Here is a 24,287-nt window from a genome sequence, read left to right on the forward strand (position 1 = left end):
ATCCGCATGAATACTATCATTAAAAATCTAGGGAGCGAGACGCTCCCACTACGATAATATTCAATAATTACAGTAGTGCGGGCATCTTGCCCGCTTGTTATACCCATTAACCGGATTTGATATTATAAAATAAATGCTAGATAATGTTTCTTCTTCTTCCTGCTTTAAATCCCATCAAATTGTTTCCTTAGCACATCAAAACAGTTGTCTTTATGCAGAAGTGATTCAAGAAATCCCCGAACGGCATAAGTGTTGGGTTCGTCCCTTATTCTTAGCCGTAGATATATATTCAGTTTCTCCTCAAGTTTACAGCCTGCGATCGGCTTCTGATTTAGTTTGGCCGATTCAGGCATTTTCGCCTGCTTTCGATACAGAAGTCATTCCTTTTCTGACTGCCCTAGAATCTTCTCAATTCGAGTCCTCAGAAAATCCTCAAACTGTGCGATCGCGATTCAATCATTTTATTCAACAAGTTTGGCAAAAGGAACAGATTGCCAGTAAGGAGGAACAGTAATTAAAATATACTTTGTTTTTGGCTAGACATATTAATTATGTATTGCTAGTTGTAATATTGCCTGCAAATTGAACTAAGGATTAGAAACAAGCTGAATCCGTCCTGCATCCATTTCATACATCAGCAATTCTAATGCTTCGTAATCCACATCAGAAATATGACCTAAGCGTGTCAGTTCTGCATTAATTTGATTTTCGATGTCGGGGGTTAAGCGTCTAATATAAAGGGCTTTTTCAACTAGACAGCGAATCACTCTAGTGGTATTCACGGTTTTTATTACCAATTTGAATTACCTTTATATTCTGCTGAATTTGCGATCGCGAAAGTGATCTCTTGTAAGTTAATATAGTGATCTAAATCACTGATTTTGCGAGGCCAAAATCGAACGAATTTTTGCTAGTCGAGTTGAGATTGCTTATAAACCGCGAACGAAAATCAATTATATTTTGCTATTTCTATAGCGCGATCGCAAAAAATGCTGCTTTCTTCGGCGATCTCGTTGTGGGCGATCGCCGAAGAAAGCAATAAATCGTTACAATACTTTATAATTGAGAGAATGCCAAAAAATTAAGCATTTTTTCCTTTTTACTATTGTCCCCATGTCCCCAACCGCAGCACCACTAAAGCGCGATCGCGCCTCCTCCTTAACCCCAGAGGAAACGATCGCCATTAACACGAGAGAAACCAGCCCCAAGCATCTCAACTCAGAAAGCCTCTCAGCCTTTGAAATCGGTCGTTATGACCCAGACTTCATTATGGCCTACTACCAAAAGCGTCCCTTCTCTGTTATCGGGCGCATTTTCAATATTTTCTGGTGCTTTCTCTCTTTTATTTTTGGGCTGTGGTGGGATAAATTCTGGGGAAATATTGCCCGCAATGAGAGAAATCGCGCCACGCAACTACGGAAGATTATTACTCGTCTTGGACCGACTTACATCAAAGTGGGACAAGCACTTTCAACGCGACCTGACTTGATCTCTGCGGTATATATGCAAGAGTTGTCACAATTACAAGATCAATTACCTCCCTTCCCTAACGAACAGGCTTATCAATTTATTGAAGAAGAACTCGGCGATCGCCCAGAATATATTTATGCTGAATTTAGTCCTCAACCCGTCGCAGCAGCATCCCTCGGACAAGTTTATAAAGGCAAATTGAAAACCGGAGAAACCGTCGCCATTAAAGTTCAACGTCCGGACTTAATTGGCAATATTTCTCTCGATATTTATATTATGCGAAGTTTGGCAATTTGGGCAAAGAAAAATATCAAACGCCTTCGCAGCGATGTCGTAGGAATTGCAGATGAGTTTGCGGGGCGGATTTTTGAAGAAATGGATTACGAACTTGAGGGACGAAACGCTGAGTTATTTGCTGAATTATACGGATATTTGCCGGAAATTTACATCCCGAAGATCTATTGGAATTATACAGGGCGGCGCGTCCTAACAATGGAATGGATTGAAGGCACAAAATTAACCAATTTAGAAGAAATTCAAGCACGAGGAATTGATGCAACCCACTTAGTAGAAGTGGGGGTTGGCTGTTCCTTAAGACAACTTCTCGAACATGGTTTTTTTCATGCAGATCCTCACCCCGGAAATTTGTTAGCCACGCGAGATGGTAAATTAGCTTATCTAGATTTTGGCATGATGAGCCGCATTGAACCTTATCAGCGTTATGGGTTAATTGAAGCGGTGGTACATTTGGTCAATCGAGATTTTGAATCTTTGGCTGAAGATTACGTTAAGTTAGAATTTTTATCGGAAGATACGGATTTAAGACCCATTGTTCCGGCTTTAGAGAATGTTTTTGGTAATGCTTTGGGAGCAAGTGTTGCGGAACTCAATTTCAAAAGTATTACCGATCAAATGTCGGAGATGATGTATGAATTTCCTTTTCGCGTTCCGGCTTATTATGCGCTCATTATTCGCTCTTTGGTGACATTAGAAGGCATTGCGATCGGGGTCGATCCAAACTTTAAAGTATTGAGTAAGGCCTATCCTTATATTGCCAAACGATTGTTAACCGATCCTTCTGAAGAATTGCGAGCATCCTTGCGGGATTTATTATTTAAAGAGGGAAGTTTTCGCTGGAATCGTTTAGAAAATCTCTTACGCAATGCTCGCGACTCTCAAGATTATGATTTCGAGTTTGCCGTTAGTCAAGCCTTAGATTTCATTTTTTCAGAACGCGGTGATTTTATCCGCATTAAACTGGTAGAGGAAATCGTACAGGCGATCGATCTTTACAGCCGAAAAACTCTGTTTAATTTTTCAACTATTTTGCGTCAAAGAATCGGGATGAGTACGGAAAAAATGCCCGCAGATTTACACAATATTTCCCAAAACAATCTTGCTCATATTCAGAATATTTGGCAGATTTTGCAAGAAACGCGAGGCTTCGATCCCATGACATTTTTAGCATTTGTTCCCAAAATTTTATCCAAGTCGGAGACACAAGAACTAGGACAGCAAATTGCTAATGGATTAGTTCAAAAAGTTGCCGCGCGACTGATTCGTAATATACTGTTGGAAACGGATTGCGATCGCCGGGATTCTGTTGATTGGAATGCGCCCAAAAGTCTGCCCTCTGCAAGTTAAACGCAATGCGATCGCCAATCTTAGATTATCTAGGACTCAGGTGAAGAAGAAAAAGAAGGTTTATTAAGTTCTGGGAGAAGGCGATCGCAAATCATCCAGCGCTCCGAACCTCGCTTAATCCACTGATACTTGCTCTCATCATAATCGCGCTGTTGTTCGATCGCCCGTTTAAGACGTTGTTTCTGCTGTGGGGGTAAATGGGGTAGCATCGCTTCTACAACTCGCAAAGCATTCATTTGCTCAAAAGCCGAATCTGGAGAGGCGATCGCCGCCAAAACTGCGGAAAAATAAGCCTCGGTTGCCTGCATCTTCGCCAAACAAGATAAGCCCACCAAACGCTGTCCTTGATGTTGAGACTGTAAGTGAGCGAGGATTTCCGACTCCGATAAATTCGCCGAACTCACTAAAGCTCGCATCCCTCCCGCCACCGCCTCAAACAAGAAATTCCGCCGCGTCCCCGAGGGATACTCTTCCTGTAGAGTTTGATAGCGATCGGCCAATTTAGCCAAATCCTGTCGCGCCCGTTCTGGGGAAACGCGATCGCCATACTCCTCTGTGAGTTGTTCGCGAATCTCTCGCAATTGTCCGCGTTGACGATAGGGTGCTGTTTCTTCCGCATCTTCTAATACCACTTTTAGCGCCCCTAAAGCCTCATCGCAAGTTTCCGGAGTCACTGTCTGTAAAATGCCCTCAATGCCGCGAGAACTAAATACACCACTGGGAGTATCAATGCGCCCACCCACCAAAGCAAACAGTTTGATCCCTGCGGGAATCCAGATCGCCGTTAAAATCAAAACCGTGGTACCTTGTACCCCAAAATTAAAAATAAACCCATTCTCTCCCGTCCAACCGATCTCAAATAAACTTAAAAATGCCAACAATAGCATTGGTTTTAACCAAACCGAAGGCAAACGCAACAGCGATCGCAATAAACGGGCGATCGTATCGAGTTTAACGGAGGAAGGATCGGACATTTCGCTCTCAACATATAGAACTTACGCATTAGCGGGCAAGATGCCCGCACTACCATAGCAACAGAATACAGTAGTGGGAGCGTCTCGCTCCCTAGCTGCTTCCGTCTTAAGCTATCAACTATCAACTATCATACCCATCAACTATCAACTACTAACTATCAACTATCAACTACTAACTATCAACTATCAACTACTAACTATCAACTATCAACTACTAACTATCAACTACTAACTATCAACTATCAACTATCAACTATCAACTATCAACTATCAACTATCAACTATCAACTATCAACTATCAACTACTAACTAAGCTAAGACGCATTTAAAGGACGTATCTCTAGCGAGCAAGATGCTCGCACTACCCGGTTTCTGGGATTCTTGATGATGTCGTTTAGATGCTGAACAGCTTATCAACTATCAACTATCAACTATCAACTATCAACTACTAACTATCAACTATTAACTTCGCAAGCCAAGCATCGTAATGTCCGGCATTATCCCCATCCATTGCGCCATCGGTATAACCAGTAATATAAATATTATTGTGAGCATCCAAAGCGATCGCATTGCAACCATCCTCCCCAGGAGTGCCGATCTGCTTAATCCAATCTTGACTGCCATCGGGAGAGTATTTTGCCACCCAAGCATCAGACTCACCTGCATTAGTGCCTTCCATGTCCCCAAAAGTAAAACCCGCTAGATAGATATTTCCTTCGCGATCGATCGCCACCCCTGTAGACTCCTCATCATCGCTACTACCAAGCTGTTTGACCCATTGCTGAATGCCAGAACTATTATACTTTGCCACCCAAGCATCTTTGCCACCCGCATTTTTCTCACCCATTGTTCCTTCGGTATAGCCCACCAGATAAATATTTCCTTGAGGATCGATGGCAATATCATTACATCCCGTGTTTTCCGCACTCCCCAAAGGGACAATCCATTTTTGGATTCCTTCGCCACTATAGCGGGCGATCCAAGTATGGGATATTTCCCCTTGTCCCGTCATCGGCATAGAAGTATTCCCCGCCACATAAACATTAATATAAGTTCGTCCTGTTTGAGGACTGACCTCCTCGCCGATCGCCAAAGTTGTCGCTGCTTCTTCGTGATATTTCCCCAAAGGAGTCCACCACAGCCGCACTCCTGTCTCATCGTACTTGGCTAACCATGCTTCCCAGTCTCCCTCTGCCGGGACAGTATAGCCCGTGATGTAAATATTACCTTGGCGATCGATCCCGATACTATTGGGAATTTGGGGATGGATTTCTGTTAAAGATTTGAGCCATTCTTGCTGCCCTTCCGGACTATATTTTGCCAGCCAAGTCTGGGCAATTTGACTCTCTTCGCGATCGAGACTCTCTTCCTGATTAAGATTATAAGTGTAGCCTAAAAGATAAACGCTATTATCTGGCGCGATCGCAATGCCATTGGATTCATCTTCTCCCACAGTTCCTAACTGCGTCAACCAAAGCTGCTGACCTGTCGGAGTATACTTTGCAATCCAAGCATCATTCCCCCCTTTATTTTCTCCTTCCAAAGCGCCAGATGTATAACCTGTAACGTAAATATTACCCGATGAGTCAATCGCAAGATCGTAAGCATCATCTTCTCCTGCCGTCCCCAATTGTTCGATCCATTCCACTGTTACATTACTCATTATTCAGTTCTCTTTAGAATTTTGCGTAGAATATAATCTATTATTTCATCGATCGCCGTTCCTTGATAAATGAGTTTTCCAGAAACCACTGCCTACGTCCGTATCACCCAACAATCTTGGTATCAGGGACAGATCGAAGGAGAAGTCCAAGCTGCTTCCTATGAATGGCAATTTCAATGGCGCTTTCGTCAGGGAAAATTAATTGTGCATCCTTCTTTGGGACGTGCTTTGATTCTCGAACCCCTGAACCGTTTTCTCGAACGCTGTGACTATCAACTCGAACCTGGAGGAAATTATCAGTTTACCGTCAGAGCGAAATTATAATATAGAGGAAAGGGATCTTAGGAGCGGGAATGGAACGAGATAAACTCAAAGTGTTGCTCATTTCCGAGAGAGTGGCAGACCATCAACAACTTGCCAGTCTCTGCGATCGCCTGCCGAATTTCGAGTTGAGTTGGGAAAAAACGCCTCCAGGTCTTTTCGATCGCAATTTCGCGATCGTTATCCTTGCCGTCCCTAGAGATAGCCTCTCTGCCCTTGTAAAACGGTGTCATCCCAGCCCTGTTATTTTCCTCATCGATACCCCAGAAGTGGGAATTAGCGCTTGGGAAACGGGGATTGCCGATTATTGGCTGCGATCGCAACTGAACCTCGCTTTTGTCGATCGCGCCTTGCGATCGCTCTGGGAACGTCACTGCTTGCAACGCACTAATCAAACCCTCACTGAAAAACTAGCTAAATACCAACATATCGAAAATACCTTTCGCAAGGGCGGGGAAATAGACTTAGAAGCCTCGCGATCGCAATTATCGGGAATTTTAGCCATTGCCGATGATGCCATTATCTCCATCAATACCCAACAAAAAATTACCGTCTTTAATTGTGGTGCAGAGAAAATTTTTGGCTATACCCAAGAGGAAATCTTAGGTTGTCCTCTGAGTATTCTGTTACCCGATCGCTTTACAAACTCACATCAGCATCACATTGGTCAGTTTTCCCAGGGTACCAGTAAAGCCAGGAAAATGGGAGAGCGGAGTAAAATTATCGGTCGCCGTAAAAATGGAGAGGAATTTCCCGCCGAAGCCTCCATTTCTATGTTAGAGATTGATGGAGAGAAGATTTTTACGACTATTTTGCGGGATATCAGCGATCGCCAACGGGCAGAAGAACAATTACAAAGAAGTCAATATTTTATCGAGCGCGTTGCCAAGACTAGCCCCAGTTTGCTTTATATTTACGACCTCGTTACCAATAAAAATGTTTATTTGAACGGCGATCGCAGCTTATTAGGCTACTCGGGCAAAGAAATTCAAGAAATGGGCGATTGCTGCTTTTCGCAAATTCTTCACCCTGAGGATCTGGAACTGTTACCCCAGCGTTTACAACATTTTCAGACGGCGAAAGATGGCGATGTGATTAAAACTGAATACCGCATTCACAATAAAAACGGCCAATGGCGTTGGCTTTACAGTCGCGATATTATTTTCTCGAGGGATGCTGACGGTCAACCCCAAGAGATTCTTGGTGTTGCTGTCGATATTAGCGATCGCAAGAAAGCCGAAGCTCAGTTAAAAGAATATCGCGAACATCTGGAAGAATTGGTAGAAAAACGCACCAATGAACTCCTCTCAGCTAACCAACAACTGCAACAAGAAATCCAAGAACGAAAACAGGTGCAAGCGACACTTTATTTTCAAGCTCGTTTGCTCGATATGGTAGAACACGCCATTATTGCCACGGATCTGGCCGGGACAATTACTTATTGGAATCGAGGGGCGCAAACCCTTTATGGTTGGTTATCTGAGGAAGTGATGGGACGCAATATCATGGATGTTACTCCCTCCGATACGACTCAAAAACAGGCCGGAGAAATTATGGATAGTTTGTATCGAGGAGAAAGCTGGTCTGGAGAATTTAGAGTGAGGAGACGAGACGGGAGGGAATTTCCGGCGATGATTATGGATTCTCCTATTTATAACGAAACAGGAGAATTAATCGGGATTGTGGGTATTTCCTTCGATAATAGCGAACGCAAACAAGCAGAAGAAGCCTTGCAAAAAGCCAATGCAGAATTGGGCATTACCGTCGAACAGCAAACTCGAGATTTAGGAGGGGCGATCGGGAAATTACAACAAGAAATCGTCAAGCGCAAACTCGCCGAAATCGAATTGCAAGAAAGTGAGGAACGCTTTCGCATTGTCCTGCAAACCTCTCCTATCGTCGTTTTTCACCAAGATACCGACCTTCGTTACACTTGGGTTTACAATGCCCTCGCTCCCTTCAAATCCGAAGATTTTATCGGCAAGCGGGATGAAGATGTCTTCGATCGCGAAACAGCACGACATCTCAATCAAATCAAACAGGAAGTCATTACAAGCGGCAAGGGAACTCGCGTAGAAACATCGGTGTTCTCTGGAGACAAGGTTATCTATTACGACACGACCCTAGAGCCTTTGCGCTATCGATCCGGACGCATTATCGGCTTGACCGGTGCCGCGACCGAAATTACCGATCGCAAGAAAGCAGAAGAAAATCTGAAACAACAAATGGAACGCGATCGCCTGTTAAAGCGAATTGCTCGTCATGTTAGACAATCTTTACATCTCGACGATATTCTCAACACGACTACCCGAGAAGTTCGACAACTCCTGCAAAGCGATCGCGTTCTCATTTTCCGCTATTATCCCAATAATAAGGGCATTATTTCCCACGAAGCCGTTATTGAAGGAGAAGAGCTGCTTTTAGGGCTAGAAATCCCAGACGAAATTCCCCCTCGCGATTGCCATTGCCATTACGCTAACGGTGAGGCCAGAATCCTCTCGCCCCTTGATGATGATATACCGGATTGCTTGCGAGATTATTTGCGATCGCTGGGCGTAAAATCTTCCCTTGTTGTTCCCATTCTCCAACAAAGTGATGCGTGGGGCTTACTCATCGTTCACCAATGTCAAACCGTGCGTCAATGGCAGCCTTGGGAAATCACTCTACTCGAACAATTAGCCGTACAAGTGGCGATCGCCATCCAACAAGCCGAATTATATCGCCAACTCTCGGATAAATTGGCACAAGAGCAACAAGTTCAACTGCAATTACAAGAAGCCAAAGAAGCTGCCGATGCGGCCAATCGTGCCAAGAGCGAATTTTTAGCCAATATGAGCCACGAACTTCGCACTCCCCTCAATGCCATCCTTGGTTTTACGCAAATAATGACGAGAGACACTCACTTAAACAGTAAAGAGCAAGAATATTTAGATATTATCAATCGTTCTGGAGAACACTTACTTTCTCTAATTAATGATATTTTGGATTTATCAAAAATCGAAGCGGGGCGCACTTCTTGCGATCGCGAAGGTTTCGATCTTTTTGAACTCCTCGATAATCTGCAATCTATGTTGCATCTGAAAGCAGAATCGAAAGGTTTGTCTTTAACTTTCTATCGCCCTGCGGATCTGCCGCAATTTATTACCAGCGATCGCCAAAAATTGCGCTCAACTCTCATTAATTTGGTCGGTAATGCTATTAAATTTACCGAACGCGGTCATATTATTCTCAGAGTTAGGGCATCGGGAGTGGGAAGTCAAGAAGAAATCACCCTTCACTTTGAAATTGAAGATACAGGAGTGGGAATTGCACCAGAAGAAATCGATACTTTATTTAATGCCTTCGTGCAAACAAATTCCCGTCAAAAACTAACAGAAGGAACGGGTTTAGGGTTGACAATTAGCCGCCATTTTGTCCGCTTGCTGGGGGGAGAGATCGAAGTGCAAAGTCGCCTCGGGCAAGGTTCTACCTTTTCTTTCTCCATTGTTTGCCCTATTGCTGATGAGAAAGATGTCTTATCTAACTTAAGCGATCGCCGCATTATTGGACTTGAATCTGAGGAAACTTATCGTCTTCTCATTGTCGAAGATCGCTGGACAAATCGCCGCTTATTGCGAGACTTGTTGGGGGCGATCGGGTTTACACTCCAGGAAGTCACCAACGGACAAGATGCGATCGCCCTTTGGCAGGAATGGCAACCCCATTTAATTTTGATGGATATGCAAATGCCCGTTATGGATGGTTACGAAGCGACTCAAGCCATTCGCTTACAAGAGAAAAAGAGAAGAGAAAAAGGAACTTCAACTCTCAACTCTCGAGTTCCCATTATCGCCCTCACTGCCAGCGCTTTCGAGTCCCAACGTCCTTCTATTTTAGCGGCGGGATGTGACGATTTGATCGTCAAACCCTTTGCAGAAAACGATTTGCTCGAGACTATTGCCAAACACTTAGGCGTACATTATCGTTATCAAACAACACCGATCGCCTCTTTTGCTCAGTCAGCCCCACCCATACAATTAACCCGTAAAGATTTACAACAACTCTCAGTAGAAGAGCGATCGCAACTTCACCAACTTGCCCTCTGCGCTCGAGGGCGACAATTATGCGAGAGAATTGAACAATTCCCTGAAGATTGGTCTGACTTGAGGCGATCGCTGCTCTCCCTTGTCGATAATCTCGATTTTGAGCGTATCATCGAATTAACGGAACTCGAGGATACGGACAAAGAGAAATTGGGCAATGATTGACGCTCCCACCTTTCCGCTTCGCTAAAAAGGTGGGATTCCTCCTTCAAAAACAATATTCTGGAACAGGGATCGGGTTAGCAATTTGTCAAAAAATCGTAGAAGCCCACGGTGGTCGGATTTGGCTGGATTCTCAACCTTGTCTCGGTTCAACGTTTTACTTTACGATCCCCCAACAAAAAGTGGATAATGAAAGAGTAACTAATCGTTGAGGAAAAGAAAGAAAATCAGACTCGTATTTTTTCCTTTCTTCTCTTCTCTTATAAAAATGGAAAGTCATGTCAAATCTAATCAAAAAGGGGATATTTTAGTCATTGACGATATTCCAGAAAATGTACGCTTGTTGTTTGAAATGCTGACCGGACAAGGCTATGAGGTTCGGCAAACTATTACGGGGAAACAAGCATTACAAGCCATTGGTTACGATCCTCCTGATTTAATTCTCCTCGATATCATGATGCCCAAAATGGACGGCTATCAGGTGTGTCAACACCTGAAGGCAGATCCAGTAACCCGAGATATTCCCATTATTTTTCTCAGTGCCAAAGACAAACCGATAGATCGCGTTAAAGCCTTTAAATTGGGTGGAGCAGACTATATTAGCAAACCTTTTTATATTGAAGAAGTTTTAGCGCGGGTTGAACATCAACTTATTTTAGTTCGACAACGACAACAGCTAGAGGCAAAAAATACCTGTTTACAACAAGAAATAGAAGAACGGAAAAAAGTTGAAATGGCTTTAAAAAAGCAACAGGAATTTTTGCACCTGGCGATCGATGCCAATCCCAATTTAATTTATGTTAAAGACGAGCAGGGAAAATTTACTCTGGCAAATTGCGCTCTCGCTAAATTGTACGATACAACGGTGGAGAATTTAGTCGGGAAAAGCGAAGCGGATTTTCAGAGCGATCGCCAACAAGCGTTACAAGACGCTCAAGGAGAGATAGCTACGAAGGAATCTAGTCAAATCAATGCGGCTCTTGTTACCACAAACATTACCACAGAACCGATTTTCGATCGCCAAACTCAAGCAGTTCGCTGGTTTCAAACCACAAAAACCGCCTTTGCTTCTCCTGATGGGAAAAATTGCTGGATATTGGGGGTATCTGTCGATATTACCGAACGTCAACAAGCAGAAGCAGCCCTTTGGGTACAAGCAGAACGAGAACGTCTTTTGAGAACTATTGCCCAGCGCATTCGCCAATCTTTGGATGTAGCAGAAATTCTCCAGCAAACCGTGAGGGAAATTCAGCAATTTTTGCAAACCGATCGGGTGGCGATTTGCCGTCAAGAAAGCGATCGCACCTATCGAGTCGTGGTAGAATCGGTTTCTACTCCCTGGCCGTCCTTAGAAGGAGTAACGATCGCCGATGGATGGCTTCTGAATATCGCGGCAGAGTGGGAAAGTAAGAGCAAGTCACTCCCTCATGCGATCGCCGACGCGACAACAAAAAATATAGAGAATATAGAAAATAATATTTCTTCTTCTTTAGGTAACTTTTTACAGCAATGGCAAGTTCGTTCTCAATGTATCGTACCAATTTTTAAGAATCATCTTCCTCAAGATTCCAGTTCTTATGGGCTTTGGGGGGCGATCGTCGTTCATCAATGCGAGGCTGTACGAGAATGGCAGGAGGGAGAATTAGAAGTTCTTTCTTCCCTCGCGACTCAAGTGGCGATCGCCGTGCAACAGGGGGAATTGCTGGCTAAACTCGAGGTGGCTAATTGTGAGTTAAAGAATCTCGCCAATTTAGACGGTTTGACAGGACTAGCCAACCGACGGCGGTTTGATGAAGTTCTCAACCAAGAATGGCAGCGAATGCGGCGCGATCGCGCTCCTCTTTCGTTGATTCTAGCGGATATTGACTTTTTCAAGCGCTACAATGACACCTACGGCCATCAAAAGGGAGATGAATGTTTAAAAGCCGTTGCTAAGGCTATTCGCTCTGGCAGCCAACGCTCCTCAGATTTAGCCGCTCGTTATGGGGGAGAAGAATTTGCGGTGATTTTGCCCAATACTTCTCTTGAGGGTGCAGTTAAAATTGCTCGTCGGATTCAAGAACAGGTGCGAGCATTACGGATCGATCGCTCTCCCTTATCTACTTTTCCTTATCTTACCATTTCTTCGGGTGTAGCCAGTCAGTTTCCTCACAAACAAGAAACTTTAGAAAACCTGATCGGTACCGCAGATGCAGCCCTCTATCGAGCCAAGGCTTCCGGACGCGATCGCGTGGAGTCGTAAAATGGGTAATGGGTCATCAATTATTAACGCTCAACTCTCAACTCTCAACTCTCAACTCTCAATGGCCGCTTTCAACCCTAATGACAACTTGCAAGCCTTTTTTGACCTTTGCCCAGATTTACTCTGTACTCGCGATCGCAACGGTTATTTTCAGCAATTAAATCAGGTCTGGACGCAAATATTAGGCTGGAGTTTGGAGGAGTTGCGATCGCGGCCTTGGCTAAATTTTATTCATCCCGATGATGCCGAAATTACTTGGGAATTGGAGCAGCAAAGCCAGCAAAATCCTCAAAATGTCCCCCGCCAATACAAGCATCGTTTTCGCTGTCAAAATGGCAATTATCGCTGGCTGGCGTGGCGTTGGTCCCCCTTTCGCGATGGAGTTTGTTATGGGATCGCCCGAGATGTCACCGAAACCCACTGGCTGGGTTCGGATGATTACCGAAATGCTGTCCGGGAGGCTGTCAAATTACGCGATCGCGCCATCGAAGCCAGTACCGTCGGCATTGTTATCGCCGATGCCACCCTCCCCGATATGCCTCTCATTTATGTTAACCCAGCTTTTGAACGCATCACAGGCTATTCGGCGGCGGAAGTTTTGGGGGCAAACTGTCGCTTTCTGCAAGGAAAAGAAACCCAACAACCTGCCCTCCATGACCTTCGTAGGGCGATTAAATCCCAACAATCCTGCACGGTGATTCTTCGCAACCATCACAAAAATGGTAGACCTTTTTGGAATGAATTAACCATCTCTCCTATTTTTGACGATCGCGGTATTCTCACTCATTTTGTCGGCGTGCAAAGCGATGTCAGCGATCGCATTAGAGCAGAAGATTCTTTGCGTCGAGAAAAAAATAAATCCGATCGCCTTCTCCTCAATATTCTCCCAGAAACCATTGCCACTCAACTCAAAGAAGGGCGAGGAACCCTGGCAGAGCAGTACCCGAAGGCGGCGATTCTTTTTGCCGATCTCGTTGATTTTACTCACTTATCGACTCAACTGCAGCCTTTGGAATTAGTGAGCCTCCTCAATGATATTTTTTCTCGCTTCGATCGCCTGGCAGAAAAGCATCAAGTGGAAAAAATCAAGACTATCGGCGATGCTTATATGGTAGCGGGGGGTTTGCCCATCCCGCGAGAAGATTCTCTTGAAGCCATTGCAGAGATGGCTTTAGATATGCAAGAGGCGATCGCCGCATTTTCAATTTCTCAGGGAAAACCCTTTCAACTTCGCATTGGCATTGCCACGGGTATTGTTGTTGCTGGAGTAATTGGCATTAAAAAGTTTATTTACGATCTTTGGGGCGATACTGTTAATATAGCCTCTCGTATGGAGTCCCAAGGAGAACCAGAAAAAATCCAATTAACTGAAAAAGCCGCGCAATTGTTAAAGGAAAAGTATATGCTAGAAAAACGGGGACGAATATCTATCAAAGGTAAAGGAGAAATGACAACCTATTGGTTAATTGGTAAAAAATAATACTCTGATTAATCATTGATAATTGTTTATTGATAATTGTTTATTGAAAAAATGCACCGATTGTTAAAACGTCAGCTTAAACGATATCTCGGCATTGAAAATTCTGAGGAAATTCCCCCTCATCTGCAAAAATTTATCAAGGCGATCGCTGACGCTTACGAACAATCCGATGCGGATCGTCTTATGCTCGAACGTAGCATGGAATTGAGTTCTAAAGAACTGCTCGAGGTCAATACACAAATGCGGGCAGCTATTCCCGATCTCTTTTTACGTCTCGATCGCGATGGCACAATTTTAGATTATAAACCCGGTCACACCAACGAAGATATTTACGTTCCTCTTGTCGAACCCATTGGCAAATATCTGCAAGATTTTCTCCCGAAAGAAGTAGCTCAAAAATTTGAGTTAGCCCTCGATCGCCTTCAGAAAACGCAGCCTATTGTTAGCATCGAACACTCTTTAACGCTTGAAGGGAAACAATATTACTATGAAGTGCGTTTACTGCGACTGACCAATAACCAAGCGATCGCCATTATCCGCAACATTACTAGCCGCAAACAAGTCGAAGAAGCCCTCAAAGAAGCCAAAGAACAAGCAGATGCGGCCAACATTGCCAAAAGTCAATTTTTGGCAAAAATGAGCCACGAACTTCGCACTCCTCTCAATGCCATTCTCGGTTTCAGCCAACTCATGACCCGCGATGCTTCTTTAAGTAACGAACAAAAAGATTATCTTAATATTATCAATGGCAGTGGCGAACACTTACTCTCTTTAATTAATGATGTTTTAGATTTATCCAAAATTGAAGCCGGACGCACGGTATTAATGGAAAATGTATTCGATCTCATCGAACTTCTCAAGAATATTTCTTCCATGTTGCAAATGAAAGCAGCAACGAAGGGATTAAAATTATTATTTAACCTCGATCCTGAACTGCCGCGATCGGTGAAAACCGATGAAGGAAAATTACGTCAAGTCTTGATTAATTTATTAGGTAATGCCATTAAATTCACAGAACAAGGTGGCGTTACCCTAAGAGTTCGACAGTCTCCTTGGTCATCAATTACAGACCAATTATTTGTGACCAATGAAGTAACAGATCGCAATAAACAACAAACAATAAATTTAACTTTTGAAATTAGCGATAGTGGCAGAGGTATTCCCCCCGAAGAAATAGAAGAACTCTTTCAAGCCTTCGTACAAAGTAAAATGAATCGTAGCGATCGAGAAGGGACGGGTTTGGGACTACCCATTAGCAAACAATTTGTAGAACTGATGGGAGGCGATATTTCTGTTCGCAGTATTGTTGGAGAAGGAACGACCTTTATTATTAATATACCCGTGCAGCTTACAGCCCCAGAACTTCTCCCCAAAGCGATCGAAACCAAACGTGCGATCGCCCTTGCTCCAGATCAACCTATTTATCGTGTACTTGTAGTGGAAGATCGACCCGAAAATAGTCAACTCCTCTCAAAACTTCTCATCTCTGTTGGTTTTGAAGTTCGCATTGCTGAAAATGGTAAAGAAGGCGTAGAAATTTGGGAAGAATGGCAACCTCACTTTATTTGGATGGATATGGAAATGCCTGTTATGAATGGATATGAAGCAACAAAATTAATTCGCAAAAAAGAGGGGGGAAAAAGAATGAGAGAAGAAAGAGAAAAAAGAATAAGAGGAGAGGAGGAAAATATATCTCAGTTAGCTTTATTACCTGTTCCTATTGTTGCCATTACAGCGAGTGCTTTTGAAGAAGATCGCGATATTGTTATTGCCGCAGGATGCAATGATTTTGTCCGCAAACCCTTTAAAGAAGCCATTATTTTTGATAAAATGGCACAATATTCGGGAGTGCGCTATATTTACGAAAACTTGACTGCTGATGTAGAATCAAAGGAGGTCGTCGATCGCGATTGCACCGACGAACAGAAACAACAAATGCTCGAAGAACTGCAAGCGTTACCGATGGCATTGGTGCATAGTCTCTACCAAGCTGCTCTAGAAGCGGATACCGAAATTATTAAAATATTGCTCGCAGAAATTGAAGATTCTCAATTACAAATTGTACAAATTTTCAACAATTGGGCAGAAAATTTCCAGGTTGAAAGGATCGTCGAGATTGTAGAATCTGTAAATGGCGATCGCGTACCCACCATCAATAAATTATTTCAATAAATCATTTCCAATAAATCATAAGGAGATAAAACCATGAAAATCGAACAACGACGCTGGAGTGAAGAAATGGGATGGGAGTCTAAGCCTCTCGAACCTACTCAATGGGGAGAAACTGTACAATTAGTTCTTATTTTTGGCGATCGCCTTCTCCTCGCTAAACAAGAACTCTTAGATATTATAAAAACAGCTTATCCTAATGCCTATTTACTTGGCTGCTCTACGGCTGGAGAAATTTACGATACCGAAGTTTCTGATGAAGCTCTAGTTGTTACAGCAGTTGAATTTGAACGCACCCAAATTAAAGGAACTTGCGTTAATCTTCTTGATGTTAACAATAGTTTTGAGATTGGCGAAAAACTTGCTCGATCTCTCGAGTCAGATGGATTAGTTCATGTATTTTTACTCTCTGAAGGCATTAAAATTAATGGCAGCGATTTAGTTCGGGGAATTACTCAACATCTTCCTAAAGGTGTCACCGTTACTGGGGGACTATCTGGGGATGGAGCAAACTTTCAAGAAACATCAGTCCTTTGGCGCGATCGCCCCCATTCTGATGCAGTCGTTGCGTTAGGATTATACGGAAAACATTTAAAAGTTGGTTACGGTTCTTGGGGGGGATGGGATCCTTTTGGACCCGAACGAATAGTTACTCATTCTGAAGGGAATATTCTCTATAAATTGGATGGTAAATCGGCATTAGGACTCTACAAACAGTATTTGGGAGCCTTTGCCAAAGAACTGCCTGCAAGCGGTCTTTTGTTCCCTTTAAGTTTGCGAATTGAATCGAAAGATATGCCCGTAGTTCGTACAATTTTGGGGGTTGATGAAGCAAAACAAAGCATGACTTTTGCGGGAGATGTCCCGGAAGGAAGTACAGTTCGTTTGATGAAGGCTAATTTCGATCGCCTCGTGGATGGGGCGATCGAAGCAGCCGAAAAAAGCTATGGGGTAAATGGTTCAACAGCACCGGATCTGGCTATTTTAATTAGTTGCGTGGGACGGAAATTAGTTCTCAAACAACGCATTGAAGAGGAGGTTGAAGGGGTTCGAGAAGTGATGGGAGATAAAACTATTTTGACTGGTTTTTATTCTTATGGAGAAATTTCACCTTTTGAAGAGGGAGTACGCTGCGAACTACACAATCAAACGATGACGATTACTACTTTACGAGAAGACTAGGGGTCTGTCATACTTAAAATGGGGAGGGTTTGGAGAGGGTTTGGGGGGGGTTTGGGGAGGGTTTGGGGAGGGTTTGGAGAGGGTTTGGGGAGGGTTTGGAGACCAAACCCCTACGGGTTTGCCGTGCTTTTAAGGGGGAGAACGATCGTGAATTCTGTTCCTTCTCCGGGTTGTGAATCTACTTCAATGATGCCCTGGTGTTTTTCAATAATTTGGTAACAGATTGTTAATCCTAAACCCGTTCCTTTGCCGATGGGTTTAGTGGTAAAAAAGGGATCGAAGAGTTTTTCTCTGATTTTGTCGGGAATACCGGGACCATTATCGCGAATTTTAATACTGACGCGATCGCCCGCTATTTTTTCTGTTGTAATAATGAGTTGTTTGCATTTCGTCTCGGCTTCAAACAGAGCATCTAAAGCATTCGCGATAAGATTCATAAACACTTGATTGAGTTGGGCGGGATAACAGAAAACAAGGGGAAGATCGTTATAATTTTTCACGACTTCTACCCCTTGTTTGAGACGATTGCTGAGAATCGTTAAGGTATTATCGATACCGGAATGGAGATCCGCTTCTTTCATGTCCGCTTCGTCCAAACGAGAGAAGTTTCGCAAGGATAAAACAATTTCTTTAATGCGATTGCTACCCATTCGCATAGATTTGAGAATCTCGGGCATATCCGATCGCAAGAATTCCAGATCGATCTCTTCGATCAATTCTGCGATTTCGGGAGTATGTTGGGGAGATTGTTGCTGATAAAGTTCGAGTAACTGAAATAAATCCTGCACGTAGCGATCGACATGAGCGAGATTACCATGAATAAAACTAACAGGATTGTTAATTTCGTGAGCAACTCCCGCCACCATTTGCCCCAAACTGGACATTTTTTCCGTTTGAATCAGTTGTGCTTGGGTTTGCTTGAGATTGCTAAGGGTTTGCTGAAGTTCTTGGGTGCGTTTTTCAACCCGTTGTTCTAGGGTTTCTCGGGCAAATTCTAACTCGTGAGTATATTCTCCCGTCCAAGCGATTAACTGATTAAGAGAATCTGCTAAGATGCCCACCTCATCTTTGGTCATAATGGGGGCGCGGAGGTCAAAATTAGAGTTCTTGGTCACTTCTCGGGCAACTTCCGTGACGGCTTCGAGGGGACGGGCGATCGCGCGACTGGTACGCCATGCAAGTAAGGCCGCGATCGCCACCGCAAAACCCAAGCTACTGAGAACTATCCCCAAACGCAGGCGATCGGCGTTCATTTGCCTGACGATCGCGACTTCCTTTTCTTTTTGGGCAGCTTGTCTGATGCGAAGTAACTCCTCACTCAAATGCTCGAATTGTAAGCGAATATCAAGGGCTTTGGGTCCGGAGATCTCTTCGATAACCTGCTGTCGGGCGGCGGGAATATCTTCCGGTTTTAAATTGAGGGGGTCAATGCTTTCCCACAGAGCCTGCATTTTTGTTTCATAGGAATCGATCGCAGCGATGTAGCCTTGTTGTAGATCTAAAAACTCCTTGGCCGAGACAGAAATACTATTGGGATGAGCCTCAACAAATGCCATCAGTTCCGAGAGAATCTCTCGGACGCGAGCAGTATTATTAAAAAATTCGCTGGTTTCGTACTCAAACCAAATGGCATCTTCTAAAACCGTCACCAATTGTTGTGGGTGAAAGCGAACACTCAGAACGGCATTATCGAGAATATTGAGAAAATCGTCCTGCTGTTGCGCCCATTGCAATTGTTGTTCTGCCTGTTTGTGATAATAATCTCCTGCAACTAAACCGATCGCCCCCCCAAAAACAGCAATACCAATGGCAACTGCATAACCATAGCCGATCTTTTTGGCGATGCTTAAATTTTTACCGAACCGGTCAAGAGAGCGAACGGGCTGTTTGACCCTTGGCGAGAAAGAGGGTTCGGCGCGATCGCTGTCTGCGGATTTGCTAGACATAAGATTCATTTGGAAATTGCTGTTTTATTGGGGGTTATGTTAAAAAAATTTTTGTAGATGCCATGTTCGCTAAATGTCATCCATCTTAGAAATGAATTGTGAAAAACCCGTGAAGATAGCGCTTAGTTTGCTCGGTCTTTAGGAAGTTATAACAATTCTGCTCTATTTTACTGAATTAAGTTTTCTTGTCCGATCGCCCGATAAACCTCTCGGATCGCCTCGTAGTCGGCAATATTGACTGGAATTAAAGAGGAATCCTTGAATTTGCTGGCGAGGCCAGGGGAGGCGAGAATACCCTGTAGGAGGCGCTCTTGATTCTCTAGCATTCGCGATCGCATTGCTGCGACAACAGTTTCTCCCAGTTGGCTGCTGGCGACAAAAATATCCCCAGGTAAAAGAGAGCTTGTCGCAATGATGGGATAATCCTTTTCAGAAAGATTTTCGGCTTGGATGATGGCTTTGTAGCGATGGGCAGCCCTGACAACCGCATCCACTTCGCCATTTTTTAAACTTTGTAGGGAATGATTGCCCGACATTACGGTTTTAAAATAGCCTTGTGGCTCTAATCCCTCATCTATCAGGATTTTCGTTCCGCTAATATGGGTACTTGTCGAGCCAATTTTGTACATATCAACAGTTTTCCCTTTTAAATCCGCAAGAGATTTAATGCCGCGATCGCCACGGACGGCAATAACAGCGTGAAAATCAGGACGATTGAGGGAAACTACCGGAATGACCTTGGCTCTAGCCTGCAAGAGGAGGTATTCTGAGGGACCCGCCCAAGCCAAATCGATTTTTCCCGTTAACATGGCTGGAGTTGCTGCAACAAAACTATCAACAGGGAAAAACTCGACCTTAGTAGCCAAAACCTCGGCGAGGGCTTCTCGAAAAGGCTCGTAATCTTTTTGGAGTTCTTCGATTCCTTCGGCATCAGTGACGGCAAAGTGCAGGGTTGTGGGTAAGTCTGCCTTTTTTCCTTGCGTATTTTCCGCACCTCCAGTAGAACTACGGACGCTAGAGGAACAACTCCCTAGAAAAAGAGCAGAATAGCAAAAAAAAGAACGTCGTTTCATGGTTTTTTATCCTTCCAGTTGTTCAACAAAATGCAGCCGCGATCGCTACTGCAAATACTCGTCTTGTCCGATCGCCTTATAAACCTCGCGAATCATGTCATAATCGACATCGTTAGCTTTGGTGAAGGTGGCACCTTTAAACTTTTTGCCCAGCGTTGAGTCTTGTATGGCTTGCAAAAGTCGATCGGTATTGGCCAGCATTCGCGATCGCATTTCCTCGACAACTTCGGGAGAAAACTTACTAGCAACGACAAAAATATCCCCCGGAAAATTCTCTCCTCGAGCGATGATGGGATAATCGGCTTCAGATGCCCCTTCTTTGGCCAATGCTTGTTGATAAATATGAACTGCTGTTGACCAAGCATCGACTCGACCTTGTTTTAACTCTTCTATTGTTTCTTGTCCGGACATGACAACTTGAAAGTCTGTTTTCGGGTTTAAACCTGCGTCCAAAAGCACCTTGATACCCCCTAGATGAGCCGTATTTGCACCCACTTCTTCCATATCAATTTTTTTGCCTTTTAAATCCGCAAGAGATTTAATCCCACTATCTGCTCGCACGGAAATTGTGGTGTAATAGTTGGGACGATTGAGGCTAACGAGAGGGAAAGCCTTGCTTCTGGCTTTAATGGCTACATATTCCGAGGGTCCTGCCCAAGCCAGATCGAGTTGTCCCGATCGCAAGGTAGAAGCGGCAGCTAGTTGGCTATTAATGGGGACAAATTCGATCTTTGTCTCGAAGATTTCCGCCAGTGCCATGCGAAAAGGCTCATAATCTTGTTCTAGTTCTTCTAAAGTTCTTACATCTGTTACGCCAAAACGCAGGGTTTCGGGTAAAGAAACATTCGTTTTTTGAGCATTTCCTTCGGTTGCTGTGGTACAACCTGCTGTAAATAAGAGAGAATAAATTAAAAAATTACGTCGTTTCATGTTTTGTGATTAGGGAAATTATTGAACGAGATTTTCCTGTCCGATCGCCCGCAAAATTTCTCGGATTTCCTCGTATTTCGAGGCATCAACGGGTTCAAAAAATGCGTCTTGGAAGCGAACTTTGAGTTCCTCCACAGACCAAATTGCCGCCATAAGTTTCTCGTTATTGGCTAGGATGCGCGATCGCATCTCTTCCACAACGGGGAGATCGAATTGGGAATTAATCACAAAAACATCTCCTGGGATGGGTTCGCCGATGGCAATTATGGGGTAATTTTCGGCGGTAAGACCTTCATCTTGCAACATGGCTTGGTAGCGATGTTCCGGTCTTCCCAGGGCATCAATTTCTCCCGATACCAAGCCTGACATGGTATTTTCTCCTGAAGTCTTAAACTTCACATCCGTGTTAGGATTTAACCCAGCATCCATGATAAGTTTAATCGTACCGAGATGAGAACCCGTAGAGCCAACCTCATTAATCTCAATGGTTTTCCCTTTCAGATCGGCGACAGTTTTGATGCCGCGATCGCCGCGCACGGAAATTGAGGTGCGAAAGTGAGGACGTTGAAGCGAAACGAGGGGAATTGCTTTGGCTCGAGCTTGCAAAACAAGATATTCTAATGGTCCAGCCCAAGCTAAATCTAAGTCTCCTGTTAACATGGCCGGTGCTGCTGCTACAGTGCTGGCAACAGGGAAAAACTCAATTGTGCAAGCCAAGATTTTTTCTAAGGTGCGGCGAAAGTCTTGATAGTCTCGATTTAGTTCTTCTTCCCCGTCAGCATCGGTAATCGCAAAACGCAAAGTATCGGGCCAATTGGCGATCGCGGGTTTTTCTGTTTTTGTAGAATTACGACTTGTTGCCGAACAACTGGCGAGAAATAAGCAGGAATACCAAAAGAAAGAACGTCGTTTCATGGTCTTTAATCTTGTAAATTTTCCATTTATATGTTTAAGATTTGAAGAAAGATATTGAAAACATAAAGATAACTTTCCTGAAGTAAAAATTGTAAAAATTTGCGATTGTTCTGAGGAAAAGTTGGCCATTTCACTGTAACAGTGAATGGTGAAAAAGTTGTGAAGACGATATTTCCGTCTAATTACGGAGAAGTGTAGGGCAACTGGCGGCTAAAATATCTCAAGAAATTTTTCGCGATCGTAGGGAAAACCGATTGCAGGAGGAGTAGTTAGAAGTTAACACCAGAACTCGCATTGTGCCTGAGTTTATGGTTTCTTCCCTCTACATCAGTAAATTTTATGACTTCTGTTACTCTCCCTTCTCCTAAAATCCCCCAAACCTCCGCCGACTGGCTTGCCTATTTCGAGCAGAACCGTTACGATTTATTAACGCCACCTTGGAATACCCCTTACTTTTTAACATCAGAAGAAAAAACCGCGATCGCCCATTCTATCCAAAACTTTCAACTTGGGGAACAATCAGAAGGGACAAATTTAATGAAAGCTGCACGAGTTTATGTGGAGCGATCGGGAGATACGGCATTTTTGCAGGCGATGAAACTCTTTATTGGAGAAGAGCAACGTCACGCCCGCGATCTCGGGAATTTCATGCAATGTGAGGGCATTCCTTTAAGAGAAAAACATTGGTCCGATCGCCTTTTTCGTCGCTTTCGTCGCGGTGTTAATTTAGAAGTGGCACTGCGAGTTCTCTTAACCGCAGAAATTATTGCAACCATTTATTACAAAGCCTTACAGGAAGCAACTCATTCTCCTTTACTGCAAAAAATCTGCGAGCAAATTCTCAAAGATGAACATCAGCATCTTCACTTTCAAGTCAATCATTTAAGGCGCTTACAAGAGCAGCGAAAACCCTGGCAACAAAAAGCCAGTAATTATCTCAATTATCTCTTTCTCATGCTGACGATTTTGGTGGTTTGGATCGACCATTATCGCGTTTTTCTTCACAGTGGTTATCGTTTAAGGGATATTTATCAGCATTGCGATCGCCTCAGCAAGAATCTCTTAAAGATTACCTGATTTTTTATAATACTTACAACACTCTCAATTTTGCGATAGGTAAAACCTTCGCATTTTGGTTAAACTTGCTATAATTCCCGACAGAGCTAGGAGTATGTCAATGGAGACTTCGATTGAGGTTAGCAGTAGTAACTTTGCGGCAGATGTAATCGCAAAATCCGAGGATAAACTTGTCGTTGTCGATTTTTTTGCCACGTGGTGCGGTCCATGCCAAATTTTGAAGCCTATTTTGGCCAGTTTATCCCGAGAGTATGATTTTATTTTAGCCACAATTGATATTGACAAAAATCCCGATTTAGCCTCTCAATTTGCCGTTACAGGTGTTCCCGATATCAGGATTTGCGATCGCGGACAAATGCACTCTGGATTTGTGGGAGTTCTACCGGAGCCTCAATTGCGAGAACTTTTGGCTCAATACAATCTAAAATCGGATCTAGAATTGGGAATTGAAGAAGCTAAAAGCGCGATCGCCGCAGGCAATGCCAAAGCTGCCAAACAAATTTTCGATCGCCTATTCTCTCAATTTCCCAATAGTCCTTTAGTTACCATTCAAGCTGCCAGATTCCTCATTCACCTCAATAAGTTGGACAAGGCACAGGAATTATTAGATTCTGTGGGTTTTGAAAATCAAGATCATTTTAACAAAGCACAATCATTTAAAGCATTAATTGGTTTTAAACAAGTCTTAGATAAACCCGAAAACACGAAACTAGGACAAAAATATGCTCGTGCTTGTCAGTTAGCATTAAGAGAAAACTATGAAGATTCTTTAAAACTTTTGTTAGAAGTTGTTGAAGCCGATCGCAAATATAACGATGATGGTGCAAGAAAAGCCATGACCTCTATTTTTGCAATTTTAGGGACTCAGCATCCTTTAACGAAAAAATACCAACCTGAGTTAATGATGACGCTTTATTAGATTAGGATTAGGCAATAAAGTGTCATTTCATGATGTTT

The 24,287-nt window shown here is 43.5% G+C and carries 17 protein-coding genes and 1 pseudogene; 11 read left to right on the forward strand and 7 right to left on the reverse strand.

Annotation, left to right across the window (positions count from 1 at the left end; genetic code table 11):
• Positions 1–133: 133 nt before the first annotated feature.
• Positions 134–514, forward strand: coding sequence for a hypothetical protein (locus tag VB714_RS22850; protein ID WP_323227068.1), 381 nt, complete (start codon positions 134–136; stop codon positions 512–514).
• A 73-nt stretch (positions 515–587) separates the two neighbouring features.
• Here VB714_RS22850 and VB714_RS22855 read toward each other — a convergent pair whose 3' ends face one another.
• On the reverse strand, positions 588–782 hold the full coding sequence (locus tag VB714_RS22855) for a hypothetical protein (RefSeq protein ID WP_323227069.1): 195 nt from the start codon (positions 780–782) through the stop codon (positions 588–590).
• Between the two features lie 331 nt (positions 783–1,113).
• Here VB714_RS22855 and VB714_RS22860 point away from each other — a divergent pair, with 331 nt between their 5' ends.
• Entirely contained in the window at positions 1,114–3,114 is a 2,001-nt protein-coding gene (locus VB714_RS22860; RefSeq protein ID WP_323227071.1) for an AarF/ABC1/UbiB kinase family protein, read from the forward strand.
• Between the two features lie 29 nt (positions 3,115–3,143).
• Here the strand turns inward: VB714_RS22860 and VB714_RS22865 are convergent, their stop codons facing one another.
• Positions 3,144–4,088 carry a hypothetical protein gene (locus tag VB714_RS22865; RefSeq protein WP_323227073.1) on the reverse strand — a complete coding sequence of 315 codons (945 nt, stop codon included), beginning with the start codon at positions 4,086–4,088 and terminating at the stop codon, positions 3,144–3,146.
• Between the two features lie 448 nt (positions 4,089–4,536).
• Positions 4,537–5,751: an SBBP repeat-containing protein gene (locus VB714_RS22870; protein ID WP_323227075.1), complete on the reverse strand. Its 1,215-nt coding sequence runs from the start codon at positions 5,749–5,751 to the stop codon at positions 4,537–4,539.
• Between the two features lie 69 nt (positions 5,752–5,820).
• Between VB714_RS22870 and VB714_RS22875 the strand changes: the two genes are divergently transcribed.
• The 7 genes and pseudogenes from VB714_RS22875 (at position 5,821) to VB714_RS22905 (ending at position 17,389) form a co-directional block, all read left to right on the forward strand.
• On the forward strand, positions 5,821–6,075 hold the full coding sequence (locus VB714_RS22875) for a DUF3146 family protein (RefSeq protein WP_204103019.1): 255 nt from the start codon (positions 5,821–5,823) through the stop codon (positions 6,073–6,075).
• Between the two features lie 29 nt (positions 6,076–6,104).
• Positions 6,105–10,319 carry a PAS domain S-box protein gene (locus tag VB714_RS22880; protein WP_323227076.1) on the forward strand — a complete coding sequence of 1,405 codons (4,215 nt, stop codon included), beginning with the start codon at positions 6,105–6,107 and terminating at the stop codon, positions 10,317–10,319.
• 53 nt (positions 10,320–10,372) lie between these two features.
• Positions 10,373–10,528, forward strand: a pseudogene (locus tag VB714_RS22885) (ATP-binding protein); the annotation flags it as partial.
• A gap of 56 nt (positions 10,529–10,584) precedes the next feature.
• Positions 10,585–12,558, forward strand: a complete 1,974-nt coding sequence (locus VB714_RS22890) for a diguanylate cyclase (protein WP_323227079.1) — start codon at positions 10,585–10,587, stop codon at positions 12,556–12,558.
• Positions 12,506–14,038 (forward strand): adenylate/guanylate cyclase domain-containing protein, encoded by a 1,533-nt coding sequence (locus tag VB714_RS22895; protein ID WP_323227081.1) that lies wholly within the window; start codon positions 12,506–12,508, stop codon positions 14,036–14,038. The genes VB714_RS22890 and VB714_RS22895 overlap by 53 nt, the downstream gene beginning before the upstream one ends.
• Positions 14,039–14,089: 51 nt before the next feature.
• Positions 14,090–16,210: a PAS domain-containing sensor histidine kinase gene (locus tag VB714_RS22900; RefSeq protein WP_323227083.1), complete on the forward strand. Its 2,121-nt coding sequence runs from the start codon at positions 14,090–14,092 to the stop codon at positions 16,208–16,210.
• A gap of 33 nt (positions 16,211–16,243) precedes the next feature.
• Positions 16,244–17,389 (forward strand): FIST signal transduction protein, encoded by a 1,146-nt coding sequence (locus tag VB714_RS22905; RefSeq protein WP_323227084.1) that lies wholly within the window; start codon positions 16,244–16,246, stop codon positions 17,387–17,389.
• 110 nt (positions 17,390–17,499) lie between these two features.
• Here VB714_RS22905 and VB714_RS22910 read toward each other — a convergent pair whose 3' ends face one another.
• The 4 genes from VB714_RS22910 to VB714_RS22925 form a co-directional block, all read right to left on the reverse strand.
• The gene (locus VB714_RS22910; RefSeq protein WP_323227087.1) at positions 17,500–19,335 is read right to left on the reverse strand and encodes a sensor histidine kinase; all 1,836 of its coding nucleotides are present in this window, start codon (positions 19,333–19,335) and stop codon (positions 17,500–17,502) included.
• 167 nt (positions 19,336–19,502) lie between these two features.
• Positions 19,503–20,408: a phosphate/phosphite/phosphonate ABC transporter substrate-binding protein gene (gene phnD, locus VB714_RS22915; protein ID WP_323227088.1), complete on the reverse strand. Its 906-nt coding sequence runs from the start codon at positions 20,406–20,408 to the stop codon at positions 19,503–19,505.
• Between the two features lie 45 nt (positions 20,409–20,453).
• Entirely contained in the window at positions 20,454–21,338 is an 885-nt protein-coding gene (locus tag VB714_RS22920) for a phosphate/phosphite/phosphonate ABC transporter substrate-binding protein (protein WP_323227090.1), read from the reverse strand.
• Positions 21,339–21,356: 18 nt separating this feature from the next.
• Positions 21,357–22,253 carry a PhnD/SsuA/transferrin family substrate-binding protein gene (locus VB714_RS22925; RefSeq protein WP_323227092.1) on the reverse strand — a complete coding sequence of 299 codons (897 nt, stop codon included), beginning with the start codon at positions 22,251–22,253 and terminating at the stop codon, positions 21,357–21,359.
• Positions 22,254–22,592: 339 nt separating this feature from the next.
• Here VB714_RS22925 and VB714_RS22930 point away from each other — a divergent pair, with 339 nt between their 5' ends.
• Both VB714_RS22930 and VB714_RS22935 read left to right on the forward strand, forming a co-directional pair.
• Positions 22,593–23,330: a ferritin-like domain-containing protein gene (locus VB714_RS22930; RefSeq protein ID WP_323227093.1), complete on the forward strand. Its 738-nt coding sequence runs from the start codon at positions 22,593–22,595 to the stop codon at positions 23,328–23,330.
• A gap of 100 nt (positions 23,331–23,430) precedes the next feature.
• The gene (locus VB714_RS22935; RefSeq protein ID WP_323227096.1) at positions 23,431–24,249 is read left to right on the forward strand and encodes a tetratricopeptide repeat protein; all 819 of its coding nucleotides are present in this window, start codon (positions 23,431–23,433) and stop codon (positions 24,247–24,249) included.
• The last annotated feature ends 38 nt before the right edge of the window (positions 24,250–24,287 follow it).

Origin of the sequence: Spirulina sp. 06S082 (assembly GCF_034932145.1) — a bacterium.
In the GTDB taxonomy this organism is placed as follows: Bacteria; Cyanobacteriota; Cyanobacteriia; order Cyanobacteriales; family Spirulinaceae; genus CCY15215.

What these genes read in the sequence shown, in the direction of transcription:
- VB714_RS22850 (WP_323227068.1), top strand. Translation starts at nt 134, where the DNA reads ATGCTAGATAATGTTTCTTCTTCTTCCTGCTTTAAATCCCATCAAATT.
- VB714_RS22860 (WP_323227071.1), top strand. Translation starts at nt 1,114, where the DNA reads ATGTCCCCAACCGCAGCACCACTAAAGCGCGATCGCGCCTCCTCCTTA.
- VB714_RS22865 (WP_323227073.1), bottom strand. Translation starts at nt 4,088, where the DNA reads ATGTCCGATCCTTCCTCCGTTAAACTCGATACGATCGCCCGTTTATTG.
- VB714_RS22870 (WP_323227075.1), bottom strand. Translation starts at nt 5,751, where the DNA reads ATGAGTAATGTAACAGTGGAATGGATCGAACAATTGGGGACGGCAGGA.
- VB714_RS22875 (WP_204103019.1), top strand. Translation starts at nt 5,821, where the DNA reads ATGAGTTTTCCAGAAACCACTGCCTACGTCCGTATCACCCAACAATCT.
- VB714_RS22880 (WP_323227076.1), top strand. Translation starts at nt 6,105, where the DNA reads ATGGAACGAGATAAACTCAAAGTGTTGCTCATTTCCGAGAGAGTGGCA.
- VB714_RS22890 (WP_323227079.1), top strand. Translation starts at nt 10,585, where the DNA reads ATGGAAAGTCATGTCAAATCTAATCAAAAAGGGGATATTTTAGTCATT.
- VB714_RS22895 (WP_323227081.1), top strand. Translation starts at nt 12,506, where the DNA reads ATGCAGCCCTCTATCGAGCCAAGGCTTCCGGACGCGATCGCGTGGAGT.
- VB714_RS22900 (WP_323227083.1), top strand. Translation starts at nt 14,090, where the DNA reads ATGCACCGATTGTTAAAACGTCAGCTTAAACGATATCTCGGCATTGAA.
- VB714_RS22905 (WP_323227084.1), top strand. Translation starts at nt 16,244, where the DNA reads ATGAAAATCGAACAACGACGCTGGAGTGAAGAAATGGGATGGGAGTCT.
- VB714_RS22910 (WP_323227087.1), bottom strand. Translation starts at nt 19,335, where the DNA reads ATGTCTAGCAAATCCGCAGACAGCGATCGCGCCGAACCCTCTTTCTCG.
- phnD (WP_323227088.1), bottom strand. Translation starts at nt 20,408, where the DNA reads ATGAAACGACGTTCTTTTTTTTGCTATTCTGCTCTTTTTCTAGGGAGT.
- VB714_RS22920 (WP_323227090.1), bottom strand. Translation starts at nt 21,338, where the DNA reads ATGAAACGACGTAATTTTTTAATTTATTCTCTCTTATTTACAGCAGGT.
- VB714_RS22925 (WP_323227092.1), bottom strand. Translation starts at nt 22,253, where the DNA reads ATGAAACGACGTTCTTTCTTTTGGTATTCCTGCTTATTTCTCGCCAGT.
- VB714_RS22930 (WP_323227093.1), top strand. Translation starts at nt 22,593, where the DNA reads ATGACTTCTGTTACTCTCCCTTCTCCTAAAATCCCCCAAACCTCCGCC.
- VB714_RS22935 (WP_323227096.1), top strand. Translation starts at nt 23,431, where the DNA reads ATGGAGACTTCGATTGAGGTTAGCAGTAGTAACTTTGCGGCAGATGTA.